Raw genomic sequence first — 20,203 nt, 5'->3', positions numbered from 1 at the left:
CCACTGGGGCCACGGTCCCTTGGACCTACAGCTTCGCGTTCTCGTCCTCGAGCGCCTTCAGCCGCTTCGCCTCCGACACCGTCATGCCGCCGAACCTGGCTTTCCAGTTGTAGAAAGTACCTTCCGACATGCCGTGCTTGCGGCACAGGTCGGCACACTTCGCGCCGGCCTCACGCTCCGACAGAATGCCCCCTCTCGGCAGCATTCTGCGGATGCGCCTGCCGGACAGTGGATGATCTGTTCGTCCGTAAATCGCGTTCGCTTCATTGTCCGTCCTCAAGTTGGATCGGACTCTAACCGACGATGGAGGAAAAATCCCGTGGCAGGTCACTGCGCCGGGCCTTAGAGATTTCACCCAGACCGGCCTGCCGGAGCTGACCCGTCTGGGCGCTGAAGCGCGCGGCCTCGTTACGACCCTGAACAATCTCGTCCGGCGGGTCGAGCGTGATCCGGCTCGTTTCCTGCTCGACAATCGCGTTCCTGAATATCGGAGATGACACCATGAGGGCCAATATAATGAAACGGCGCATAGCGCTGCTGGGCGTGACAAGCCTGCTCGGCGGGTGCGGCGCGCTGGGTTCGCTGAATACGGCGGCACAGCCTTTGGACACCTACGACCTGGCCCCCGTCGCCGGATCGACATCGGGACCGCGAAGAGCCACCAAACTCCTGTTAGCGATGTTCGTCATTGAGAGCGCTATTGGTTCGAGCAACAATGACGACCCGGCAGACCACAGGTTTCGTAGAAAGCCTCCTGTGGCTGGCAGACCTGAGCCGGGCCGTACCAGATTTCAGCACCCTTTGTCGGCGCCAGTGAACTCTGGACGTGCGCAAGTCCTATCGCGGTGGCACAGGCCCACTGAACCTCCCCATTGACAGCACCGGCACCGTCATCGGGGCATCTGCCTTGGCCCTCCAGCATGGGCGCTGTCCTCTTGAGCTACCGCAGGAAGTTGTCGCGCAACAGCGACACAACTTCGCGCAGGCGACCGTCGAGCACCGCCTTCACCCCGAAGAGCGTGGTCGAGGCGACTTGCCCCACCTCAACCTTTGGCGGCATGACCAGCTCGACCGAGCTGACGCGCACGTCCAGAACGGCGGGACCCTCGGCGGCCAGCCATTCGGCCATCGCGTTTTCCAGATCGTTTGCGTTATCGACCCGCCAGCCCTTTAGCCCACAGGCGATGGCCACCTTGCTGAAATCGGGGTTTTCCAGATTGGTGTAGGTGTCCAGCAGACCTTCGACCCGCTGCTCCATCTCGACGAAGCCCAGCGATCCGTTGTTGTAGATCAGGATCTTGATCGGCAGCTTTTCTTGCTTGAGCGTCAACAGATCGCCCATCAGCATCGTCATCCCGCCGTCGCCGCTCATCGAGATGACCTGGCGTCCAGGATAAGCGGCCATAGCCCCCATCGCCTGCGGATAGGCGTTGGCCATCGTGCCGTGCAGAAGGCTGGTCAGAAAGCGCCGGTCGCCCTTTGCTGTCAGGTGCCGCAGCAGCCATACCATCGGAGACCCCCCGTCAGCGGTAAAGATGGCGTCGTCCGCGGCCAGCCGGTCCAGCGCATGGGTCACGAACTGCGGGTGGATCAGCGACGCATCGCTTTCCTCGGCTTCGTGCTTGTACCCTTCCAGATCTTTCGCCCACTGCTTGCGGCTCTTGTCCAGATGGGTTGTGTCGGTCTTCTGGTCCAGCCGCCCCAGCAAAGCCTCGATAGTGGGGCCGACATCGCCGACCAGACCCATGCCCACCGGCGCGCGGCGTCCGATGTGGGACGGGTCGCGGTCAACCTGAACGATTTTGTCCTGACCGGGATAGAACTGCGTATAGGCGAAATCGGTCCCAAGGCAGAGCATGATATCGGCGGCGTCCACCGCCTCGACCCCGGCCTTGTTGCCCAAGATGCCGATCATGCCGATGTTGTGGTCGTTGCCCGGTTCGATGAATTCCTTGGACCGGCTGGTGTGGGCGATGGGCGCACACAGCTTTTTCGCCAGCGCCAGCAGCTGAGGTTTCGCGTCGCGCGCGCCGATCCCGGCATAAAGCGTCACGGTGCCCGCTGCATTCAACCGTTCGGCCAGCGCATCCAGCTCGTCATCGGCGGGGCGCAGGCGTGACTTGGGGCGATGGACGGACCAGGGCAGGGCGTCCTTGGTGGTTTCCTCGAACATGTCGCCGTTGACGATGACGACGGCAACGCCGCCTTTGGTCAGGGCCGCCTGTGCGGCCTGCACGACGATCCGCCGCGCCTGATCGGGGTGCGAGATGTATTCGCAGAACACACTGCATTGTTCGTAGATCTTGCGTTGGTTCAGCTCTTGGGGGAAGCCCAGACCGGCTTCGGTGCGGGCGACATCGGTAGCGATCAGGACGACGGGCGCGCCGTTGCGGTGGCTTTCGAAGATGCCGTTGACGAAGTGCAACGTACCCGGTCCGCAGGTTCCGGCGCAGACCGCCAGCTCTCCGGTTAAAAAGGCCTCGCCACCGGCGGCCAGACCGCCGACCTCTTCATGGCGGACGTGGACCCAGGCCAGATCGGATTTGCGCACGGAGTCGGTGAAGTGGTTGATCGTGTCGCCCACGATGCCGTAGCAGCGCTTCGCGCCTGCCTGGACAAGAGCGTCGACAACGACGTCTGAAACTTTGGTCATATCTGTAGTCCTTAAAGGGTCGTTTAGCTTGCGCGGACGCGTGCCAAGTCAATGGCGGGACGGAAACTATCCGCCCGCGCCGCGCGCCAGAAATCCGCATAGATTGTGTCGTCAGGCGCCTCCCGCAGCGCGCCTTCGGCCAGGAAGGTCGCGATCCGGTCCATCGGCAATGCCCGTTCGGGGCCTCTGCTTTGCATCAGGTGGTGGGGTTCAAGCTGCCCGGGATGGTCCAGCCCGGCGGAGGCGACGATCTCCATCAGCGCATCCACCGTCTTTTCGTGGAACCGGGCCGAGCGTTCGCCCTGCACCTCGGGGATCAGCCCGCGTTGCCGCGCCGGTTCCTGCGCGGTGACGCCAGTGGGGCAGGTGCCCAAGTGGCAGCGCTGCGCCTGGATACACCCGACCGAAAACATGAAGGCCCGCGCCGCGTTGCACCAGTCCGCGCCCTGAGCGATATTGCGCGCCAGCCCCATCCCTGAATAGACCTTGCCGCTGGCCGCCAGCCGGATCTGCGACTTCACGCCTGCACCGACCAGCGCGTTGCGCATCAGGACCAGACCTTCGGACAGGGGCATGCCGACCCAGTCGGACAGCTCCAGCGGGGCCGCGCCGGTCCCACCTTCGCCGCCGTCGACCACGATGAAGTCGGGGTGAATCCCGGTCTCGATGATCCCCTTCATGATGGCAAAGGGTTCGTGCGGCTGACCGATGCACAACTTCAGGCCAACGGGCTTGCCTCCGGACAGGTCGCGCATCTTGGCGGCAAATTCCAGCATCTCGATCGGGGTGGAAAAGGCCGAATGGCCGCGCGGCGACAGGCAGTCCTCGTGCGCGGGCACTTGGCGGATCTTGGCGATTTCATCTGTCACCTTGGCGGCGGGCAGCAGGCCGCCGTGGCCGGGTTTGGCCCCTTGGCTCAGCTTGATTTCGGTCATCTTGACCTCGTCACGCTGCGCGGTTTCCGCGAATTTTTCGGGGTCAAAGCTGCCGTCCTTGTCGCGCGCGCCGAAGTAGCCAGAGCCCAGTTCCCACACGATGTCGCCACCGTTTTCCAAGTGGTAGGGTGACAGCCCGCCTTCGCCGGTGTCGTGGTAATAGCCGCCCTTCTTCGCGCCCAGGTTCAGCGCCCGGACCGCATTGGCCGACAGCGCGCCAAAGCTCATGGCCGAGATATTCAGGACCGAGGCCGAATATGGCTTGCTGCACTGGTCGGAGCCGACCTCGACGCGGGGCGATTTGTCCGGGTTCTGGGTGGGAGAGATGGAGTGCCCGATCCAGTGATAGCTGTCCGCATCGGTGTCGCGCTCGGTCCCGAAGGGCTGGGTGTCGGTTGCCCCGTCCGCGCGGGCGTGAACCAGATTGCGCGCCGCCAGAGAGAACGGCTTGCCGTCAAGGTCCCCCTCGACGATGTAGCTGTGCAGGTAGGGGCGCAGGTCGTAGAACAACCACCGGATCCGGCCCGCGACTGGATAGTTGCGGGTGATCGTCCAGCGGGATTGAAAGGTGTCGTAGATCCCCAGCAGCACGACGGCCGCCATCAACAGTCCGAACACGACCCAGCCCTGGAAAATGGCGATCACCAGAAGGACCGCCGCCACGACAGGCACGACCGCCCGTTTCGCCATATCAAGAAGGCTTTCAAAGGTGATATTCATGTCGTGTTCTCTCATGTTGGGGTGTTCACTCTACTTGGGCGACTTGTCTTTGAAGTCAGCTACCCAGTTTGCATCAATGTATCGGGTTTCTTACATTTTTTTCAGGTGGGTCCGGGGGCCGCAATTTCGCTTGCGTGGATCGGGCCATGATCTCAAAGTTTCAGGCAAACGCAATCTTGGACAGATGCAAGCGCAAGAGGGGGAGCGGGGGAAACCTAATGCACAAGCCCGTGCCAGCCTCGCATTTCGACCTATCTGACCGACACTTGTGAAACCCGGGGCCGGGGTCTGACCCACGTGCAGACCCCGGCTGTCCGAACCAGCGAAGGATTGAAACAATGGACGTCACACAGATCATCCTGCACGATCACGCCGAACAGCGCCGCCTGTTTTCCGCGATCAGCGAAATCGACCCGAAAGAAACCAAGGCACTGGCAGCGATCTGGAACCGGCTGAAAAATCTGCTCGATTCCCATGCCGAGGCAGAAGAGCGATTCTTTTACCCGGACCTTCTGAAGGTCGGAACCGGCGGTGGCGATGCCGACGACGCCGAGGAAGAAACCCGCGACGCCATCGACGATCACAACGACATCCGCGACACGGGCGAAGCGGTGCAGAAGCACAAGGTCGGCTCGCCCGACTGGTTCGAGGCTGTCTCTGCCTGCGAGGTCGCCAACAGCGATCACATGGGCGAAGAGGAACGTCAGGGTCTGGTGGACTTCCGCAAGCACACCTCGCTGGAAGACCGTCACAAGCTGGGCGTGCAGTTCCTTGCGTTTCAATGCGCGCATATGGTGGGCGTCCCGGTCGAGGACAAGGACGTGGACGCCTACATCGACGACCCGGCGCAGACGCTGGGCGACGTCTGACCAAGGGCCACCAAAAATTGCGCCGCGTCGCATCGGCGCGGGTATGACCCGCGCCGTCGCGGCCGTCTGACCGGCTCAAGGGTCGCGTGATGGAAAGGGCACTACTGGGTCCTGCACGAGCTGATCGTCGTCGTGTGGCCTTGCCCCCTGATCCCGGAACATGGGCTTGTTGGATTGGGCCGACATTCTGGTCACCCTTTCCATCCTTGCTTGAGCCTGTGTGCGGTATCCGATGCTGGAATGGCGCCGTTGGCGGCTTCAGAAGATCTCGATGTCCTCAAAGAGCGGAGCTTTCTGCTCTCGAAAATCGTTCGGGTCTCATCGATCAACGCGTCGCACCGGGTCGTCCCCACCGCCTTTCCGGTGCTGTGCGGCGCCACGCGTGGGGCCAGCTGCAGCACCCGGCGTATCGACCGAACGGCAGGATCGTGAGCATGGGCAGCCATAAAAACAAGCTTCGCTGCCCTGTTCTCACCGGCCACTGTGCGGAAAATGAATGCTTTACGCATCGCCTCTTTTTCTTCCTTAAGACGCTCCACGTCACGCCGCAGCTGCGCCAACTCAGCTGTCTCAGATTTGCCCTGAGCTATTGCCGCAGCCGACCCTGCCGCCAGCAATTAAAAGTGCCACGTCTTCAGCTGGCCTGGGGTGATCCGCAGGTCTGTCGACAGGCTCGCATAGGTAGGAGAGCCGGCCACCGCCTGTCCCTATCCTCCGGCGTAAACAGCCTTCCTCTTCGTCATGTTTGTCTCCCTGTTCCGAAGTTTCATTAGCCCCAATTCCGGGATCAGGGGGGGGGAGGTCACTGCAGGATCGTCGCGACCTTCCGCATCCAATTCGTTCGGTATAAAGCGAGCTGTCGCGCATTGGCGTCCGTCGATACTCGAACCCTACACCTTTCTCGTGCGGCGTTCAGCCTTTCGCCAGTAGGGCGGCTTCTGAACTTTCGCGGCAAGGATCACCAATGTCCGTAAAGCCCAATACGCCAGCTTTCCGCTCTGTATAGTTGCCGATCGGCGGTCATTTTAGCGGCTTCGACCGGCGTCAGCAGTCAGAGCGGTCAGCCTGTAAAAGCCGTGCGCCATCTTGGTGAACGGCGTGAACAGGAAAAACGTCAGAACCGCCCCGAGGTGGATCGCCAGCAAGACCGGCATAACCGATGTCTGACCGAGCGCATATAGAGCCAGCCCGCTGAAGCCTGTAAAACCCAGCAGCCCAATAAAGGCCACCTCTCCGCCGAAGGCACCGGCAGCGCCCAACTTACGGTCCGAGCGCAGCTTCAATCGGATCATCTCGAAACATCCCACCACCAGCAAAATTCCACCGGACAGGCCCAGCAGTTTCGGCAAGGAGAACAGCCCATAGGGCGCAGGCATGTCGAATATGTAGTGCATCACGGTCGCGGTACTGGTGGCGGCAAAACAGAGCAGGAAGCCGTACATGACCGCCTGATGAACCGCGCGGCGGGCGTGGGTGAACCGATCCTCGTCCTCGAAATTGCAGCCGTCGCCATGCCCACCCTTGAGGTTCTTCATGTTGGCCGCCTGGCGCAGCGCCTCAATCAGATGCGCGGGCCGGAATGGACCGGCGCCGATGTGACGCCAATAGCGGCGCAGGCTGACCGCGATGCTGACCAGCGGGAACAGGAAGGCCGGCAGGAAGATCGCCACCATCGCGTTATGGGACAGCACGGCATAGAACCCGACGCCCCCCCCCGACGCTAGAGCGCGGGCCGCCCAGAACAACAGGGCAAACCCGATGACGGTGGCAACAGCGATCAGCACGCCGTTTTTCTGAAAGGCCTTGCCGGCGGCGCGGGGGAAGGCGAGCTCCTCCCAGCTGTCCTGACGCACATTCGCCAGCGCCTGTGGCAGGTTCAGGTCGAATTCATGCGGGGCGGTGTATTGACAGGCGTAGTAGCAACCCCGGCAATTGTGACAGAGGTTCGCCAGCTGCGTCAGATCTCCATCGCTGAACGCACGTTCGGCGTGCAGGGCAGGGAAGACCGAACAGTAACCTTCGCAATAGCGGCACGCGTTGCAGATCTCGGCTTGGCGACGGGCTTCCTGAAGAAGATCAGTTTGCATTTGCATGGGCCGCGGCCTCCTTGCCTGCGATGCGTCCGAAGACGGTTCCGATGGTCATGCCGAACCCGGCAAGGTAGCCTTGGCCAAGGATTGACCCGGCCATGGTTTCGCCCGCCGCCCAGAGGTTCGTGACGGGGCGATTGCCGATGGCGCATTGCGCGGTCTCGTCAACCTTCAGGCCGAGATAGGTAAAGGTCACGCCGGTGCGTAAGCTGTAGCCGTAGAACGGCGGTTCAGTGATCGGGCGCGCCCAGTTGGTCTTGGGCGGGGTGAGGCCCGTGGTCGTGACACCATCGAGTTCTGTGGGGTGAAAGCCCGAGGTGTCGCCGCAGGACTTGTTGAACTCGGTCACGGTCTGCACCAGCGCATCGGCGGGCAGGCCCATTTGGTCGGCCAGTTCCTCCAGCGTGTCCGCCTTGATCGGCGGAAATACGGAGGGCATGAACAGCTCCAGCGACTTGGCGTCGATGATCACATAGCCCACCTGATCGGGCTGGGCGGCGACAAGGCGGCCCCAGATGGCGTAGCGCTTGGGCCAGACGTCTTCGCCTTCGTCGTAAAAGCGCTGCGCGTCCTTGTTCACCACGATGGAAAACGGCACACAGTCGAGCCGTGTGACGATGCCGCCGTCGAATTTCGGCGCGCGCCCGTCGATGGCGACGGCGTGGCATTGCGTCGGGTCGCCCACCTGCTCGATGCCCTGATCCAGCAGATCGGCCAGCACCACGCCACGATTGTAGGGCGTGCCGCGAATGAGGAAGTTCTTCGCCGCTGGCCCCCAAGCGCGGGCGAGCCAATCGGTGTCGGCCTGAAACCCGCCCGAGGCGACGACAACAGCCTTCGGCGTGATCGTATGTGTCTGACCGTTCTGAGTATAGTCGATGCGCGTCACACGATCATCGTCCAGTTCCAGATGCGTGACGGCGGCCTCGTACTCCACCTGAACACCCAGCTTTCCAGCAGTGAGATAATAGGCGTTCACGAGGCTCTTTCCGCCCCCGAGGAAGAAGGCATTCGTCCTCGCCAGCGACAGCGTCCCTGAAAGCGACGGCTGAAAGCGTACGCCGTGTTCTTCCATCCAGGGCAGGCATTCCTCTGATGTGCGGATGGCAAGCCGCGCCAGCCCCTCGTCGGTCTTGCCGCCGGTGACTTTCATCAGGTCGGCGAGGTATTCTTCCTCGGTGTAGCTGTCGACGAGCGGCCCGAGCGGACCATGGTGCATGCAGCGAAAGTTGCGGGTGTGGCGGGAGTTGCCGCCGCGATAGGGCTTTGGCGCGGTCTCAAGGATCAGAACGCGCGCGCCGGCCTCGGCGGCCGTGATGGCAGCGCAAAGCGCCGCGTTGCCGCCGCCGATGATGGCGATGTCTGGGGAGGTCACAGCAGGTCTCCGTCATAGCTGGGGGTCTTGTGGCTGCTGGCGCGCAAATCGCGGACGCGCACACGCTGGGCGGCCTCGATATGGGCGCGCATCGCCGCTTCGGCGAAGGTGCCGTCCCGCGCCTTTATCGCGTCGAGAATGCCGAAGTGTTCCTCGGCGGCCTTCCTGGCGCGGTCGGGTTCGGTCAGCGTCGTCGGGCCTAGGATCATCAGTGCCTTCTGCAGTGCGTGGATGGACCGGGCGAGAAAGCGGTTCTTGGCCGCGTCCAGCAGCGCCGCATGGAACTGACGGTTCAGGATGAACGCCTCGGGCGCGTTGCCCAGCGTGGCCATCTGCTGATTCATGTCGATCAGTTCCTCGATTTCAATGTCAGATGCCGCGCGCGCCGCCAGTCGGGCGGCGGTGCCTTCGAGCACGGCACGCATCTCGTAAAGCTCCATCACCTCGGCATAATCGAGCCTGCGGATGGTGGCGCCGTGACGCGGCACATGGGTGACAATGCCGTCGGCCTCGAGCTGACGAATGGCTTCGCGCACGGGGGTGCGAGACACGCCAAGCAGGTCCGCCAGTTCGGTTTCGCGCAGCCGGTCGCCGGGATTCAGTCGGCCTTCGCGCAATTCGGTCAGGAGGCGCAGATAGGCACCGTTGCCCTGCGGGGCGCTGTCGTCATCCATGGTTATCAGCCCTTGGTTCAGTATTGTATCCGGGTGGATACAAGCGTATGCATCAACCGTCAAGACTGTCAGGAGGCCGGTTTGCGCAAACATTTATCTCATCCCCATGCGCGGCGCGCGTTGACCTTCGGTCTGGCGGCAATGGGCACGGCATTATTCTGGTCGCTGGCCTTGCCGCTGCCGTTCTTGTTTGGACCGCTGGCTTTTTGCCTTGCGGGCGCATTGGCGCATTTTCCGCTGAAAGGGTTCGGGCAGGTGTCGGTGGCGGCGCGCACGATCCTTGGGGTCGCCGTGGGCGCGTCGATCACGCCGCAGGTCATCGCAGAGCTGCCGCGCATGGCGCTGTCGGTGGCAATGATCCCGATCTTCATCGCATTGATTGCCCTTGTCGGCGTCCCGTTCTTTCGCAGGCTCTGGGGCTTTGATGCGCCCACGGCCTATTACGCGGCCATGCCCGGCGGCCTTCAGGACATGGTGATCTTCGGAACCGAGGCGGGGGGCAATCCACGCGCGCTGTCGCTGATCCACGCGACACGGGTGTTGATCATCGTGACCCTCGCGCCCTTTATCCTCAGCCATTTCTACGGCGCACCCCTGACCAATCCCATCGGCGCGCCGGTGGCCGACCTGCCTTGGTACGAGCTGTTGATCATGGTCGCCGCCGCGTGGATCGGCTGGAAGGGTGGCGAACGGCTGGGCCTGTTCGGCGCGTCGATCCTCGGACCGATGATCGTGACGGCGGCCCTGTCGCTGGCGGGAATCGTGCATTTCCGCCCGCCCGCCGAGGCGATCCTAGCGGCGCAGTTCTTTATCGGCTGCGGCATCGGCGTGCATTTTCTGGGTGTCACATGGGGCGAGCTGACGCGCGTGGTCGCGGCAGGTGTGGCCTATGTGCTGGTGCTGGCGGTGCTGGCCGCCGGGTTTTCCGGGCTGGTGACGGCGCTGGGGCTCGGCGACCCGGTGCCCGCCTTCCTGGCCTTTGCGCCCGGTGGACAGGCAGAGATGACGGTGCTGGCCATCGTCACCGGAGCGGACCTTGGGTTCGTCATCACCCACCACCTGACGCGCATCGTGATCGTGATCGTCGGCGCGCCAGTGGTGGCGGGGCTTATTGCCCGTAGACGGAAGGGTTGACCATGTGGATCGGCGCGCCCTGGGCGTAGGCATTCACCTGCGCGAAGATGTCAGCGAACTGTTTGTCGAACTCGTCCTCGGTAACGAACCCGATATGGGGTGTCGCGATCAGGTTCGGATGCGCCAGCAACGGGTCGGCGGGGTCGCGCAGCGGCTCAGAGTCAAAGACGTCGATGGCGGCCATGCCGGGGCAGCCCGCGTTCAAACCGTCCAGCAGCGCGCCGGGGGCGATCAGCCCCGCGCGTGAGGTGTTCACCAGAACCGACTTCGGGCCCATCCGGGCAAGATCCTCTGCCGTGACAATCCCGCGCGTCTCTGGTGTCAGCCGCTGGTGCAGGGAGACAACGTCGCTTTCGGCAAAGAATGCCGCGCGGCTCGGCGCGACGGTTTCGCCGTCCGCTTGTGCGCGGGCGCGGCCCGCCTCGGACGCCCACCACACCACCTCCATACCGAAGGCGCGCGCATATTCTGCGACCACCCGCCCAATGCGGCCATAGCCGTACAGGCCTAGTGTCCGGCCGCGCAGGGTCCGGCCAACACCCATCTGCCACCCGCCCGCCTTGACGCTGGCCATCTGCTGGGGCAGCTGGCGCATGGCAGACAAGATCAGCGCGAAAGTCAGCTCCGCCGCGGCGTAATTCGCGCCATCAGCGCCCTTGTTAGAACACAGCAAAACGCCCGCATCGGTGCAGGCGTCCACATCCACATGCGGCCAGGCCCCGCGCTGCGAGATCAGCCGCAGGTTCGGCAACCGTTCCAGCAGATCGCGGGTAACATGGGTGCGCTCGCGGAACAGCACAACGCAGTCCGCCTCGACAAGCCGCGCGGCCAGGGCCGCAGGATCGGGTTCATGATCGGTCCAGACGGTAACCTCGTGATCCGTGAGCAGGTCGAAGCAGGGTAAACCGCGCAACGTGTCGAACCAGTCGTCGAGAATGTGGACCTTCATGTCGTGGTCTTTCAGAAACCGCCAGAGAGCGCCTTGATCGCGCGGCTGACCCGGTCATGCAAGAGGATCAGGTCAGCCTTGTCGGCCGCATCTTCGGCAATGCGCTTCGACAGGTCGTTGCGCGTTTCTTCCAGATCGCGACGTGCGCGGGCGAGTTTTTCGAAATCGCTCATGGTTGGCTCCTCAGTGCGACAGCAAAACGGGGATGGTGCTGCGTGACAGGATTCCTGTGGTCACACCGCCCAGGAAATCCTCGCGAAACTTGGAATGCTCATAGGCGCCGAGCACCAACAGGGATGGGTTATGCTTGACGCACCATGCCAGGATCGTCTCCGCCACCGGGTGCGTGGTCGGCCAGTCGTGCTGCGTCGCCTCAACCCCATGGCGGGACAGGTGCACCATCAGGTCGTCGATGGGCCAAGGATTGCGCGGCCCGACGGTCAGCACGCTGACGCGGCCGTCATCTTCGAGCAAACGCAGACTGTCGGACAGCGCGCGCGCGGCAGCCCGGCCTCCATCCCAGGCGAGGGCCGCATGGCTGTGCGTGGCGCCAGCGTCATAGCCCGCAGGCACAACGATGACCGGTCGGCCCGACAGCAGCGCAATACGGTCAGGATGCAGTGTGACGTGTTCGTCATCGGTGTCGGACCGTGCGCCGACAATCAGCATGTCGTAATGGCGTGCAGCTTCGGACAGGACGGTATCGACGCGGCCCGTGACCTCTTTGAGTTGCAAGGCATTGGCCAGTCCAAGCGCTGTGCGTTCTGCCTCGAACCGATCTTCGATCTCGCGCAGGATCCCCGTGTTGGCGGCGTCCAGCAGGGCGCGGGCCTCTTTCGGGATCCAGCGCGAGCGTTTGTCGATCACCTCGTGGCCGCTATGAGCCAGCATGGCGGTGACATGTGCGCCCAGGCGGTCGGCCAACGAGGCTGCGTAGCGCAGGGCCGCCACCGATCCGTCCGAGCCGTTAAAGGCTACAAGTAGGTTCATCACCGGCATGTCAGTGCCCTTTCCAGACAGAGGCGGGCACGTAAATCTGCCCATCCGCCAGCTTGCGCGCGGTGCGCAGCAGTCCGGCGGAGTTCAACGTGAATTGGTCGTTCATCTCGAAATCAACCAGCACTTCGATCGTACCGGAGGCATGCTCCAGCACCACGTTCGCAGGGCCGGTGGCCGGGCGTTCGAGCATTCCGTCCGCCACGGTCCCAGGCGTCAGCGCGCAAGAGGCAAGGCATTGCGAGCCAGTGACCGCCATCGACGGGTGCGTCGTCCAGGGCATGAAATACCGCGTTGCGATTGTGCCGCCGTCGCGGGCGGGGGCGAGCAGACCGAACTTCGGCGTCACCGATTTCGCCACGTCTCCCATACCCATCGCGGCCCCGGCTTGCAGGCGGATCGCCTCCATCCGGGCAAAGAAGTCTCGGTTTTCGTCCAGTTCCTGCACGGTTTCATAGCCAGTCAGGCCGAAATCCGACGCACGGGCGATGACCATGGGCATCGCTACATCCATGCAGGTCACCTCGATCCCATCGAACGTATCGCGCAGGTTGCCGCTGGGCAGGAAGGCTCCGGTCGACGATCCGACCACCCCCATGAAGCTCAGCGCGATGGGGGCCGCCGTGCCCGGAACGCCCGCGATCGCGGCGTCGCCGTCATAGCGCATGGTGCCGTCCGGCGTCTGGACCCGGGCCAGCACCCGCGCGCCGGTGTTGACGGCACGGATTTTCACTTCGGTTTCATCCCCGGTGGGGGTGATCAGCCCCATTTCAACCGCCGCTGGGCCGACGCCCGACAGGATATTGCCGCAGGTCGGTTTGAAATCCACCAGCCGATCCTCGACCGAGACCTGCGCAAAGAAATAGTCCACGTCCGCCCAGTCATCGTCCGAAGCTGAGAGCATGGCGACCTTGGTGGTCACTGCCACACCGCCGCCGATGCCGTCGATGTTGATCGCATGGCCAGACCCGATGGCGGCCAGAAGCACCTCCGCCAGCGTTTCACGATCCTGCGGCAGGTCCTTGCGGTTGAAGTACAGCCCGCGAGACGTGCCGCCGCGCATGAAGACGAAAGGAATGCCTGTCTGTGTCATATCATTCACTCCGTTGGATTACTTAAGCGGCCAGGGCAGATCGACGGCGTGCTGCAGCAGCCCCGGCGGGAAGTCGCGGTTCAGCGCGCCCGCCATGACACACATCAGCGCAATGCCAGCGGCGGTCAGGATCAGCGTCTTGGGCCATCCGGCCTGCGCGCGAACCCGCAGGAACGACACGAGGAAACCCAGCAGCGCGAGGATGAAGCCGATGAAATACGTCGCTACGATCAGACCCAGGAACCACGCCAGCGTGCTCCAAAGGCCAAAAGGCGCATCTGCATCTTCTCCGGCCAGTTCCTTGTCGGCAAAGACAGCATCGTTTTCGGGGCGCAGGATCATCTGCACCAGCAGGATCAACAGGGCTGCCAAGGTGATCCCACCAATGACCAGCGGCACGATCTTGTCCGTCATGTTGTAGTCGGGGATCATGTTCGCGTTGATCAGGGCGGCGACCACATAGGCCATGATGATCAGCAGGAAGACCATTGGGGCGCGCTTGGAACCCGATTTCACATCGCCCTCGGCCATGATGGATTTCGCCTGACGCAGGCCCAGCACGACCGAGACAACGGTCACGATCAGCAGCACGATCACGATGGGTGAGAAGATATAGCTCATGCCCTCTTCGAACGAGCTGCGGAACCGGAAGGACGCGATCTGAAACGCCTGGTTGGAGAATTTCTCAACCGGGTTGGACAACACGAAACCGATCAGGAAGGCGGGGCGCGACCAGTCGAAGCGGCGCAGAAAAATGCCGATCAGGCCGATTGCGAACAGCGCGAGGATATCTTCGAAGTTCTGACCCGACTGGAACGCCGCGAAAGAGATCAGCATGAAGAGGAAGGGCGCGAGATAGGTGAAGCGGATGGTGGTCAGCTTGGCGATGCCGCCCGACGCCGCGATGCACAGCAATGTGCCAACCACGTTGGCCAGCGCCAGCAGCCAGACGATGGAATAGGTGATGTCCAGGTTATCGCGCAGCATGGACGGGCCGACTTCGATATCGCCGGACCCCAGCAGCGCGATGGCGCCGATGAAAATCGCCATGGAGCCGGAACCCGGAATGCCGAACAGCAGGGTCGGGACAAGTCCACCGCCTTCTTTGGCGTTGTTCGAGCTTTCCGGCCCGATCACGCCGCGGATCTCGCCCTTGCCGAACTGGCTCTTGTCCTTGGTGGTCTGGACGGCATGGCCATAGGCGATCCAGTCGACGACCGAGCCGCCGAGGCCCGGGATCACGCCGATGACGACACCGATCAAAGAACAGCGGACCGAAAGCCATTTGTTGGCAACCCAGTCCTTCACGCCTTCGCCCCAGCCGGCGCCCAGCTTGGCGTCCTTGGCGATGGAACGGTCCTGCCGCAGCAGCGAAATGATTTCCGGCACGGCAAAGATGCCGAGTCCGACAATCACCAGCTTCAGCCCGTCCGTGAGGTAGGGGATGTCATAAGACGCCATGCGCAGCGAACCGCCCGCATCCGCCTCACCGATTGTGCCGATCAACATGCCGAGGCCCGCCGCCGCCAGCCCCTTGAGCGCGACACGGCCCGCGAGCACGGCAACCATGGACAGGCCAAGAATCGAGATCATCAGCATTTCCGGCAGGCCAAAGGCCAGCACCAGTGGCCGCGCCACGATGATGAAGATCGTCAGGAAGGCCGCGCCGACCAACCCGCCGAACAACGACGAAGTGAACGCTGCGGACAGCGCTCGCGCCGCCTGACCTTTCTTGGCCAGCGGAAAGCCATCGAGCACCGTGGCCTGTGACGCGGAACTGCCGGGAATGCCCATCAGAACAGAGGCGAAGGTGTCCGAGGTCGGCACAACGGCCACCATGCCCACCATCAACGCGAGGCCCAGAACCGGGTCCATGCCGAACATGAAAGGCAAAAGCAGTGAAAGCCCGGCGATGCCGCCAAGGCCCGGGAATACACCCACGGCCAGGCCCATCACCACGCCGAGAACGAGATATCCCAGGACTTCAGGTTGTAGAATCAGGGCCCATGCCTGGCCAAGCGCAGGCAGGGCGGTGGCGAACATTTCCATCGCACCGGCTTTCGATTTTGAATGTTGGGAAAAATGATTCAGACGGCCCCGCGCCGATCTGGCGCGGGGCCGCAGGGGCAGTGCTTATTTCAGCGACACGCCGTAGGAGTCTTGCAGCCAGTTCTTCACGAAAGCTTTCGCCTCGGGCGACACGGTCGTGCCGGCTTCGGTGGCTGCTTTGGCGTTGGCGCCGACGAAGACCTCGTATTTGCCGACGCGCTTGCTGGCGATTTCCGGGAAGTCCGGACGGTTGCGCACTGCATCAAACGCGTCGGAGTAGGTCTTCGCGACGTCGTCCGGGGTGCCGTTGGGCAGGAAGGCGATCTTTTGCACCGGGAAACCGGCCACGAAGAAAGCTTTCCATGCATCCCATGCCTCGCCGGAGGTCTCGCAGCCATCGGTGGCCTCGCAAACTTCCTTGAAGGTCGGAATATCCGGGAAGGTCGGGTCACGCACGATGTTGCCCGCGTCGTCCAGCGCACCCCAGGTCATCATCGGCACGGCCTTGCCCTGCGCGACCAGCTCGGCGGAGGCGCCGAGGTAAGCCGACGAGGTCTGGTAGTCGATGGTGGCCTCGCCGCGTTCGAACATCAGGCGACCGTCACCGCGCCCCTTGATGCCAAAGACCGGCTCGACGTTCATGCCAAGCATTTCCCATGCCAGCAGCGGTACGAGGTCGAGGCGCGTCGCCCCCTGCGAGCCATAGATGAAGTCGACGTCTTTGAGATTGTTCGCGGAGCCGTCAAACTTCTCGCCGTCCTTCGGGTTGAGGTACGCGACACCGCCGGTACCGGACGCCATGACCGGCACCCAGTCGGAATATTCATAGCGTACGCGCGGATCATCCAGCAGGAAAGGGAACTGGGTGGACCCGGACGTGCCGAAAATCAGAGTGCCCTCGTCGTATTCCTGTTCCTGGAACCAGTTCGCACCCTTGGTGGAGCCTGCGCCGGGCATGAATTTCACCACGACGGTAGGGTTGCCCGGCAGTTCTTCGGACAGAAGCGGCGCAAAGAAGTTGGCCCATTTGGCGGAGCCTCCGGTTTCCGAGAACGGGATCACCCATTCAACCGTCTTGCCGGAAAGGTCGATTTCGGCGAGCGTCGGGGATGCCAGAAGGGTGGCTGCGGCAACCGAGGCTGCGAATGTCTTGATGGTCATTGGTTTCCTCCCGTAGACCTGTCGCGCCGGGACAAAGGCCCGACGGTTCATTTATTTCGTATCAAGGGAATGATTCCCTCCTCCAATGTCGGCACCATGCCGTCTCAACCTTGCGCGAAACTTGCGCATCATGACAAAGATGTAGGCATGCGTATCGCTGTGATCGAAGATAACGAAGCATTGGCCCAGGGGATCGCCTTTCGGTTGCGCGGCAGGGGGCATGCGGTGGACCTGCTGCACGATGGGTGCGAGGCGGACGCGTTCCTGTCTCGCGAAGGCGCTGATCTGGTGGTGCTGGACCTGAACCTGCCGGGCATGGACGGGATAGACCTGCTGCGCGCATTGAGACTGCGCGGCGATGGCACGCCGGTGATCCTGCTGACCGCGCGCTCTGAAACGGCGGAGCGCGTCGCGGGGCTGGATGCCGGAGCGGACGACTACCTGACGAAACCCTTCGAGATGGATGAGCTGGAAGCGCGGCTGCGCGCCATGGCCCGGCGCAAGAACCTGGAATTCGCGGCGCGGGATACACTGGGACCGCTGGTTTTCGACCGGACGGGCCGCCAGGTGCTGAAGGACGATCAGCCGCTCGACATTCCGCGCCGGGAGATCGCGACGCTGGAATGCCTGTTCGAACGGCGGCGGCGGATCGTGTCGAAGTCGGAACTGATCACCCATGTCTACGGCACCGGCTCCGACGCAGAAGACAGCGCCATCGAGCCGCATGTCTCGCGCCTGCGCAAGCGGCTCGAACCTTATGGCATCAGGATCAAGACCGCGCGCGGACTGGGTTACATGCTGGAGATTGACTCTCCATGAAGTCGATGTCGCTGCGTCTGCGGCTGTTTCTGGTCATTTTGCCGCCGCTGTTCGTGGTCTCGGCGCTGCTGGGATGGTGGCGGTTCGAGGTGGCGCAGGAAACGTCGGAGGAGCTGTTCGACCGATCCCTGGTTTCTGCGGCCCTGGCAATTTCACGCGATGTTGCCATTTCCGAAGGGGATGCGCTGTCTCCCAGCACCCGGCGTGTCATCTCGGATGCCGGGGGCGGCGAGGTGTTCTACCACGTTACCGGCCCCGGCGGCGTCTACGTGACCGGCTATGCTTATCCACCGCGTCCCGAAACGCCCGTCGCACGGGATCTGCCGTTCTACTATTTCGCGACCTACCGCGGCGAGGACATGCGCGTCATGCGCATGATCGAAAACCGCACCATCGGCACATTGACCGGCGACACGGTCGTGACGGTGTGGCAGCGCGTCAGCGACCGCCGGGCCTTTGCCCGGGAACTGGCCTTTCGCGCAGCGGCGCTGATTTTCGGTTTAATGGCGGCGCTTGCCTTGATCATCTGGTTCGGTGTGCAGATAGGTCTGCGCCCCCTGAACGATCTGGAGGCCGCTATCCGGCGACGCTCACCCGAAGATCTCGGCCCGATACGCCGTGCGGTGCCGCATGAAGTGTCTGACATCGTTTCGACGCTAAACCGTCTTTTGGGGCAGGTTCAGGATAGTTTCGAGGCGCATCAAGCCTTTATTTCAGATGCGGCGCACCAGTTGCGAAATCCCGCAGCTGCGATCCTGACCCTGGCCGAAGCGCTTCCGCACGTGCATGACGCGGCGGAGCGGGCGCACTGCGAAGAGCAACTGGTAGATGCGGCCCGCAAATCCGCGCGGCTTTCAGAACAATTGCTGTCCTTGGAGCGTCTGCGATACGATGAAAGCATGGGGATGGCACCTTTCGACCTGAACACGGTCGTCGAGGATGTCTGCCGGGCCTTCGCCGCCAAGGCGCTATCTCGTGATCTGGACTTTGCTTTTGCACCGTCCGAGGAACCTCTTTTGGTTCTTGGCAATTCCGTTCTCGTTGGCGAGGCCTTGATCAATCTTCTCGAGAATGCGCTGAAGCATGGCGGTGGAGAGATGACCGCAATCAACGTCCGGACATCTTCGGACGAGGAGGGTTTCATGATCACGGTCGACGATGACGGGTTCGGCATTCCGCCCGACAAGATCAGCACAGCCTTTCGCCGTTTTTCGCAGTTGCAGTATGGCGAGGGGACCGGGTTGGGGCTTGCCATCGTTGAACAGGTGATGGTCAGACACGCAGGACGCGTCGATCTTGTTCCGAGCGAGACGGGAGCGACGTTTTGTCTTTGGTTTCCTCGCGTCGCACAGGCCTGAGACACGAGCATCATTTCAGCCGCGTGTGTTTCGTGGCTCGGCCAGACGACTGCGTGCCGGATGGTCAGGACATTGACCATCCGATCTGAAAGGTCCCTCGGAGGGACACCACTTGAAACACTCTCACGCCATGTCCTGAAAACAAGTGGGGATGACACCGGCCACCCGCTGCGCCGAACAGGGAGGTTGGCTCTGGTCCGATCTAAACTAGCTTTTCGGCGCTCATCAGGACGCCGTCGGCATCGGCGTAGATCCAGTTTCCTGGGGCGATCCGAACTCCGCCCAGTTCCACAGTCCCACCGACCTTGCCGAGCCCATCCTTGGCACTTTTTACGGGCGAGGTGCCTAATGCGAAGACCAGTGTATCCATTGCAGCGATCTCGGCACTGTCGCGGATGGCACCACTGATGACGACACCTGCCCAGCCGTTGGAAATCGCCAGATCGGCCAGCATGTCGCCCAGCACGGCGATCCGGGTCGAGCCGCCAGCATCCACGACCAGCACGCGTCCCTCTCCGGGTGTTTCCAGCTGTCCACGCAAGGCCGTGTTGTCCTCGAAGCACTTCACCGTTTGCGCCGGGCCGCAGATGTGGGATTTCTGGCCATAGCGGCAAAACGGAAGATGCACGAGCCGCAACTTGGTGGCATGTACGTCGATGAGGTCGGCAGTTTTCATTGGATAGATCCCACGTCCAGTGTCGCCGCAGAAATCGCGACGTGTCTCGGGCACTTTGACACAGGTCGAACACGAACCACCACCCGTATGTATCTCCGCTGACGAACTGGCCACGAATATAAGGGGAGACGACAGCTCACGCTTCGACCGAATTCGACATTTTGGCAGCGCATCTTATGTGTCCCGCACCGGGTGCCAATGTCCATGTGATTGGAAACGACCGGACGTTGACGCGATGAAGCCTGGATTTGAACCCGATCACGCAAAAGAAGGTAGACCGAGTAGCCCGCTTCGCTCCGCGTATCATAGGACCTAATTTTGTTAGCCCAAACTGCGCGCTCTCGGAGGATCTGCTTGCTGGACGCCGCACCGTCGCGATGTGCATCTTGGCGAGTGCCGACGTTGGGCGGGGCGTTGTGCTGTTCTGAAGCAACTGTGCCCAGCGCCAGTCGCATCTATGGGAGAGCGAGGTGGGCCACAGGCGCTCGCGCGTCTCTTTTCACGGCAGGCTGCATGCTCATTTTCAGGATTGTTTTTCGCTGCTTTCGCGATTGGTTTCCTGATGGGCGACATCCGGGGTGTATCCAGCACCCCCATGTTGAAATGCGAGGCACTGCTGCGCTACGCGGCGCAATGATCAAACATTTCGCCA

At 62.6% G+C, this 20,203-nt stretch carries 18 protein-coding genes and 2 pseudogenes; 5 read left to right on the top strand and 15 right to left on the bottom strand.

From position 1 onward, the window contains the following. Positions 1 to 28 precede the first annotated feature (28 nt). Together GGQ68_RS08460 and GGQ68_RS08455 are read right to left on the bottom strand one after the other, a co-directional pair. Positions 29 to 267 (bottom strand): annotated as a pseudogene (locus GGQ68_RS08460) (transposase); the annotation flags it as partial. Positions 268 to 293: 26 nt separating this feature from the next. Beyond that, positions 294 to 530, bottom strand: a complete 237-nt coding sequence (locus GGQ68_RS08455; protein ID WP_183964909.1) for a hypothetical protein — start codon at positions 528 to 530, stop codon at positions 294 to 296. 185 nt (positions 531 to 715) lie between these two features. On the opposite strand from GGQ68_RS08455, the pseudogene GGQ68_RS08450 reads away from it, so the two are divergent. Then, positions 716 to 886 (top strand): annotated as a pseudogene (locus GGQ68_RS08450) (transposase); the annotation flags it as partial. 54 nt (positions 887 to 940) lie between these two features. On the opposite strand, the gene GGQ68_RS08445 reads toward GGQ68_RS08450, so the two are convergent. Both GGQ68_RS08445 and GGQ68_RS08440 read right to left on the bottom strand, forming a co-directional pair. Next, positions 941 to 2,653 (bottom strand): thiamine pyrophosphate-dependent enzyme, encoded by a 1,713-nt coding sequence (locus GGQ68_RS08445; RefSeq protein WP_183964908.1) that lies wholly within the window; start codon positions 2,651 to 2,653, stop codon positions 941 to 943. A 23-nt stretch (positions 2,654 to 2,676) separates the two neighbouring features. After that, complete coding sequence (locus tag GGQ68_RS08440; RefSeq protein WP_183964907.1) at positions 2,677 to 4,308, bottom strand: FMN-binding glutamate synthase family protein; 1,632 nt, start codon at positions 4,306 to 4,308, stop codon at positions 2,677 to 2,679. Positions 4,309 to 4,646: 338 nt separating this feature from the next. On the opposite strand from GGQ68_RS08440, the gene GGQ68_RS08435 reads away from it, so the two are divergent. Then, the gene (locus GGQ68_RS08435) at positions 4,647 to 5,177 is read left to right on the top strand and encodes a hemerythrin domain-containing protein (RefSeq protein WP_183964906.1); all 531 of its coding nucleotides are present in this window, start codon (positions 4,647 to 4,649) and stop codon (positions 5,175 to 5,177) included. A 191-nt stretch (positions 5,178 to 5,368) separates the two neighbouring features. Here GGQ68_RS08435 and GGQ68_RS08430 read toward each other — a convergent pair whose 3' ends face one another. The 4 genes from GGQ68_RS08430 to GGQ68_RS08415 all read right to left on the bottom strand — a co-directional run bounded on the left by GGQ68_RS08430 (position 5,369) and on the right by GGQ68_RS08415 (position 9,316). Further along, positions 5,369 to 5,737, bottom strand: a complete 369-nt coding sequence (locus GGQ68_RS08430; protein WP_183964903.1) for a hypothetical protein — start codon at positions 5,735 to 5,737, stop codon at positions 5,369 to 5,371. Positions 5,738 to 6,202: 465 nt separating this feature from the next. Then, on the bottom strand, positions 6,203 to 7,264 hold the full coding sequence (gene tcuB / locus GGQ68_RS08425) for a tricarballylate utilization 4Fe-4S protein TcuB (protein WP_183964994.1): 1,062 nt from the start codon (positions 7,262 to 7,264) through the stop codon (positions 6,203 to 6,205). Continuing rightward, positions 7,254 to 8,642, bottom strand: coding sequence for an FAD-dependent tricarballylate dehydrogenase TcuA (tcuA, locus tag GGQ68_RS08420; RefSeq protein ID WP_183964901.1), 1,389 nt, complete (start codon positions 8,640 to 8,642; stop codon positions 7,254 to 7,256). The genes tcuB and tcuA overlap by 11 nt, the downstream gene beginning before the upstream one ends. Beyond that, positions 8,639 to 9,316: a GntR family transcriptional regulator gene (locus GGQ68_RS08415; protein WP_183964899.1), complete on the bottom strand. Its 678-nt coding sequence runs from the start codon at positions 9,314 to 9,316 to the stop codon at positions 8,639 to 8,641. The genes tcuA and GGQ68_RS08415 overlap by 4 nt, the downstream gene beginning before the upstream one ends. A gap of 141 nt (positions 9,317 to 9,457) precedes the next feature. Here GGQ68_RS08415 and GGQ68_RS08410 point away from each other — a divergent pair, with 141 nt between their 5' ends. Further along, positions 9,458 to 10,450 carry an AbrB family transcriptional regulator gene (locus tag GGQ68_RS08410; protein WP_183964987.1) on the top strand — a complete coding sequence of 331 codons (993 nt, stop codon included), beginning with the start codon at positions 9,458 to 9,460 and terminating at the stop codon, positions 10,448 to 10,450. Here the strand turns inward: GGQ68_RS08410 and GGQ68_RS08405 are convergent. The 6 genes from GGQ68_RS08405 to GGQ68_RS08380 all read right to left on the bottom strand — a co-directional run bounded on the left by GGQ68_RS08405 (position 10,425) and on the right by GGQ68_RS08380 (position 16,698). Further along, on the bottom strand, positions 10,425 to 11,399 hold the full coding sequence (locus tag GGQ68_RS08405; protein WP_183964897.1) for a D-2-hydroxyacid dehydrogenase family protein: 975 nt from the start codon (positions 11,397 to 11,399) through the stop codon (positions 10,425 to 10,427). The two genes, GGQ68_RS08410 and GGQ68_RS08405, sit on opposite strands and share 26 nt — an antisense overlap. Positions 11,400 to 11,410: 11 nt before the next feature. Further along, positions 11,411 to 11,572 (bottom strand): hypothetical protein, encoded by a 162-nt coding sequence (locus tag GGQ68_RS08400; protein ID WP_183964895.1) that lies wholly within the window; start codon positions 11,570 to 11,572, stop codon positions 11,411 to 11,413. A 10-nt stretch (positions 11,573 to 11,582) separates the two neighbouring features. Further along, entirely contained in the window at positions 11,583 to 12,398 is an 816-nt protein-coding gene (locus GGQ68_RS08395) for a universal stress protein (protein WP_183964893.1), read from the bottom strand. A 1-nt stretch (position 12,399) separates the two neighbouring features. Further along, on the bottom strand, positions 12,400 to 13,488 hold the full coding sequence (locus GGQ68_RS08390) for a 4-oxalomesaconate tautomerase (RefSeq protein ID WP_183964891.1): 1,089 nt from the start codon (positions 13,486 to 13,488) through the stop codon (positions 12,400 to 12,402). Between the two features lie 18 nt (positions 13,489 to 13,506). After that, on the bottom strand, positions 13,507 to 15,537 hold the full coding sequence (locus GGQ68_RS08385) for a tripartite tricarboxylate transporter permease (RefSeq protein ID WP_183964889.1): 2,031 nt from the start codon (positions 15,535 to 15,537) through the stop codon (positions 13,507 to 13,509). An 84-nt stretch (positions 15,538 to 15,621) separates the two neighbouring features. Continuing rightward, positions 15,622 to 16,698, bottom strand: coding sequence for a type 2 periplasmic-binding domain-containing protein (locus GGQ68_RS08380; RefSeq protein ID WP_183964887.1), 1,077 nt, complete (start codon positions 16,696 to 16,698; stop codon positions 15,622 to 15,624). Positions 16,699 to 16,845: 147 nt separating this feature from the next. Between GGQ68_RS08380 and GGQ68_RS08375 the strand changes: the two genes are divergently transcribed. Both GGQ68_RS08375 and GGQ68_RS08370 read left to right on the top strand, forming a co-directional pair. After that, complete coding sequence (locus GGQ68_RS08375; protein WP_183964885.1) at positions 16,846 to 17,517, top strand: response regulator transcription factor; 672 nt, start codon at positions 16,846 to 16,848, stop codon at positions 17,515 to 17,517. Continuing rightward, complete coding sequence (locus tag GGQ68_RS08370) at positions 17,514 to 18,875, top strand: sensor histidine kinase (RefSeq protein ID WP_183964883.1); 1,362 nt, start codon at positions 17,514 to 17,516, stop codon at positions 18,873 to 18,875. The genes GGQ68_RS08375 and GGQ68_RS08370 overlap by 4 nt, the downstream gene beginning before the upstream one ends. Positions 18,876 to 19,077: 202 nt before the next feature. Here GGQ68_RS08370 and rraA read toward each other — a convergent pair whose 3' ends face one another. After that, complete coding sequence (gene rraA, locus GGQ68_RS08365; protein ID WP_183964881.1) at positions 19,078 to 19,551, bottom strand: ribonuclease E activity regulator RraA; 474 nt, start codon at positions 19,549 to 19,551, stop codon at positions 19,078 to 19,080. Positions 19,552 to 20,203: the final 652 nt, after the last annotated feature.

The organism is Sagittula marina (assembly GCF_014196795.1).
In the GTDB taxonomy this organism is placed as follows: domain Bacteria; phylum Pseudomonadota; class Alphaproteobacteria; order Rhodobacterales; family Rhodobacteraceae; genus Sagittula; species Sagittula marina.
This window is presented reverse-complemented; position numbering and strand designations above follow the sequence as displayed.

Coding starts and splice junctions, on each gene's coding strand:
- GGQ68_RS08455 (WP_183964909.1), bottom strand. CDS start 530: ATGCGCCGTTTCATTATATTGGCCCTCATGGTGTCATCTCCGATATTC.
- GGQ68_RS08445 (WP_183964908.1), bottom strand. CDS start 2,653: ATGACCAAAGTTTCAGACGTCGTTGTCGACGCTCTTGTCCAGGCAGGC.
- GGQ68_RS08440 (WP_183964907.1), bottom strand. CDS start 4,308: ATGAATATCACCTTTGAAAGCCTTCTTGATATGGCGAAACGGGCGGTC.
- GGQ68_RS08435 (WP_183964906.1), top strand. CDS start 4,647: ATGGACGTCACACAGATCATCCTGCACGATCACGCCGAACAGCGCCGC.
- tcuB (WP_183964994.1), bottom strand. CDS start 7,264: ATGCAAACTGATCTTCTTCAGGAAGCCCGTCGCCAAGCCGAGATCTGC.
- GGQ68_RS08415 (WP_183964899.1), bottom strand. CDS start 9,316: ATGGATGACGACAGCGCCCCGCAGGGCAACGGTGCCTATCTGCGCCTC.
- GGQ68_RS08410 (WP_183964987.1), top strand. CDS start 9,458: ATGGGCACGGCATTATTCTGGTCGCTGGCCTTGCCGCTGCCGTTCTTG.
- GGQ68_RS08405 (WP_183964897.1), bottom strand. CDS start 11,399: ATGAAGGTCCACATTCTCGACGACTGGTTCGACACGTTGCGCGGTTTA.
- GGQ68_RS08400 (WP_183964895.1), bottom strand. CDS start 11,572: ATGAGCGATTTCGAAAAACTCGCCCGCGCACGTCGCGATCTGGAAGAA.
- GGQ68_RS08395 (WP_183964893.1), bottom strand. CDS start 12,398: ATGCCGGTGATGAACCTACTTGTAGCCTTTAACGGCTCGGACGGATCG.
- GGQ68_RS08390 (WP_183964891.1), bottom strand. CDS start 13,488: ATGACACAGACAGGCATTCCTTTCGTCTTCATGCGCGGCGGCACGTCT.
- GGQ68_RS08385 (WP_183964889.1), bottom strand. CDS start 15,537: ATGGAAATGTTCGCCACCGCCCTGCCTGCGCTTGGCCAGGCATGGGCC.
- GGQ68_RS08380 (WP_183964887.1), bottom strand. CDS start 16,698: ATGACCATCAAGACATTCGCAGCCTCGGTTGCCGCAGCCACCCTTCTG.
- GGQ68_RS08375 (WP_183964885.1), top strand. CDS start 16,846: ATGCGTATCGCTGTGATCGAAGATAACGAAGCATTGGCCCAGGGGATC.
- GGQ68_RS08370 (WP_183964883.1), top strand. CDS start 17,514: ATGAAGTCGATGTCGCTGCGTCTGCGGCTGTTTCTGGTCATTTTGCCG.
- rraA (WP_183964881.1), bottom strand. CDS start 19,551: ATGAAAACTGCCGACCTCATCGACGTACATGCCACCAAGTTGCGGCTC.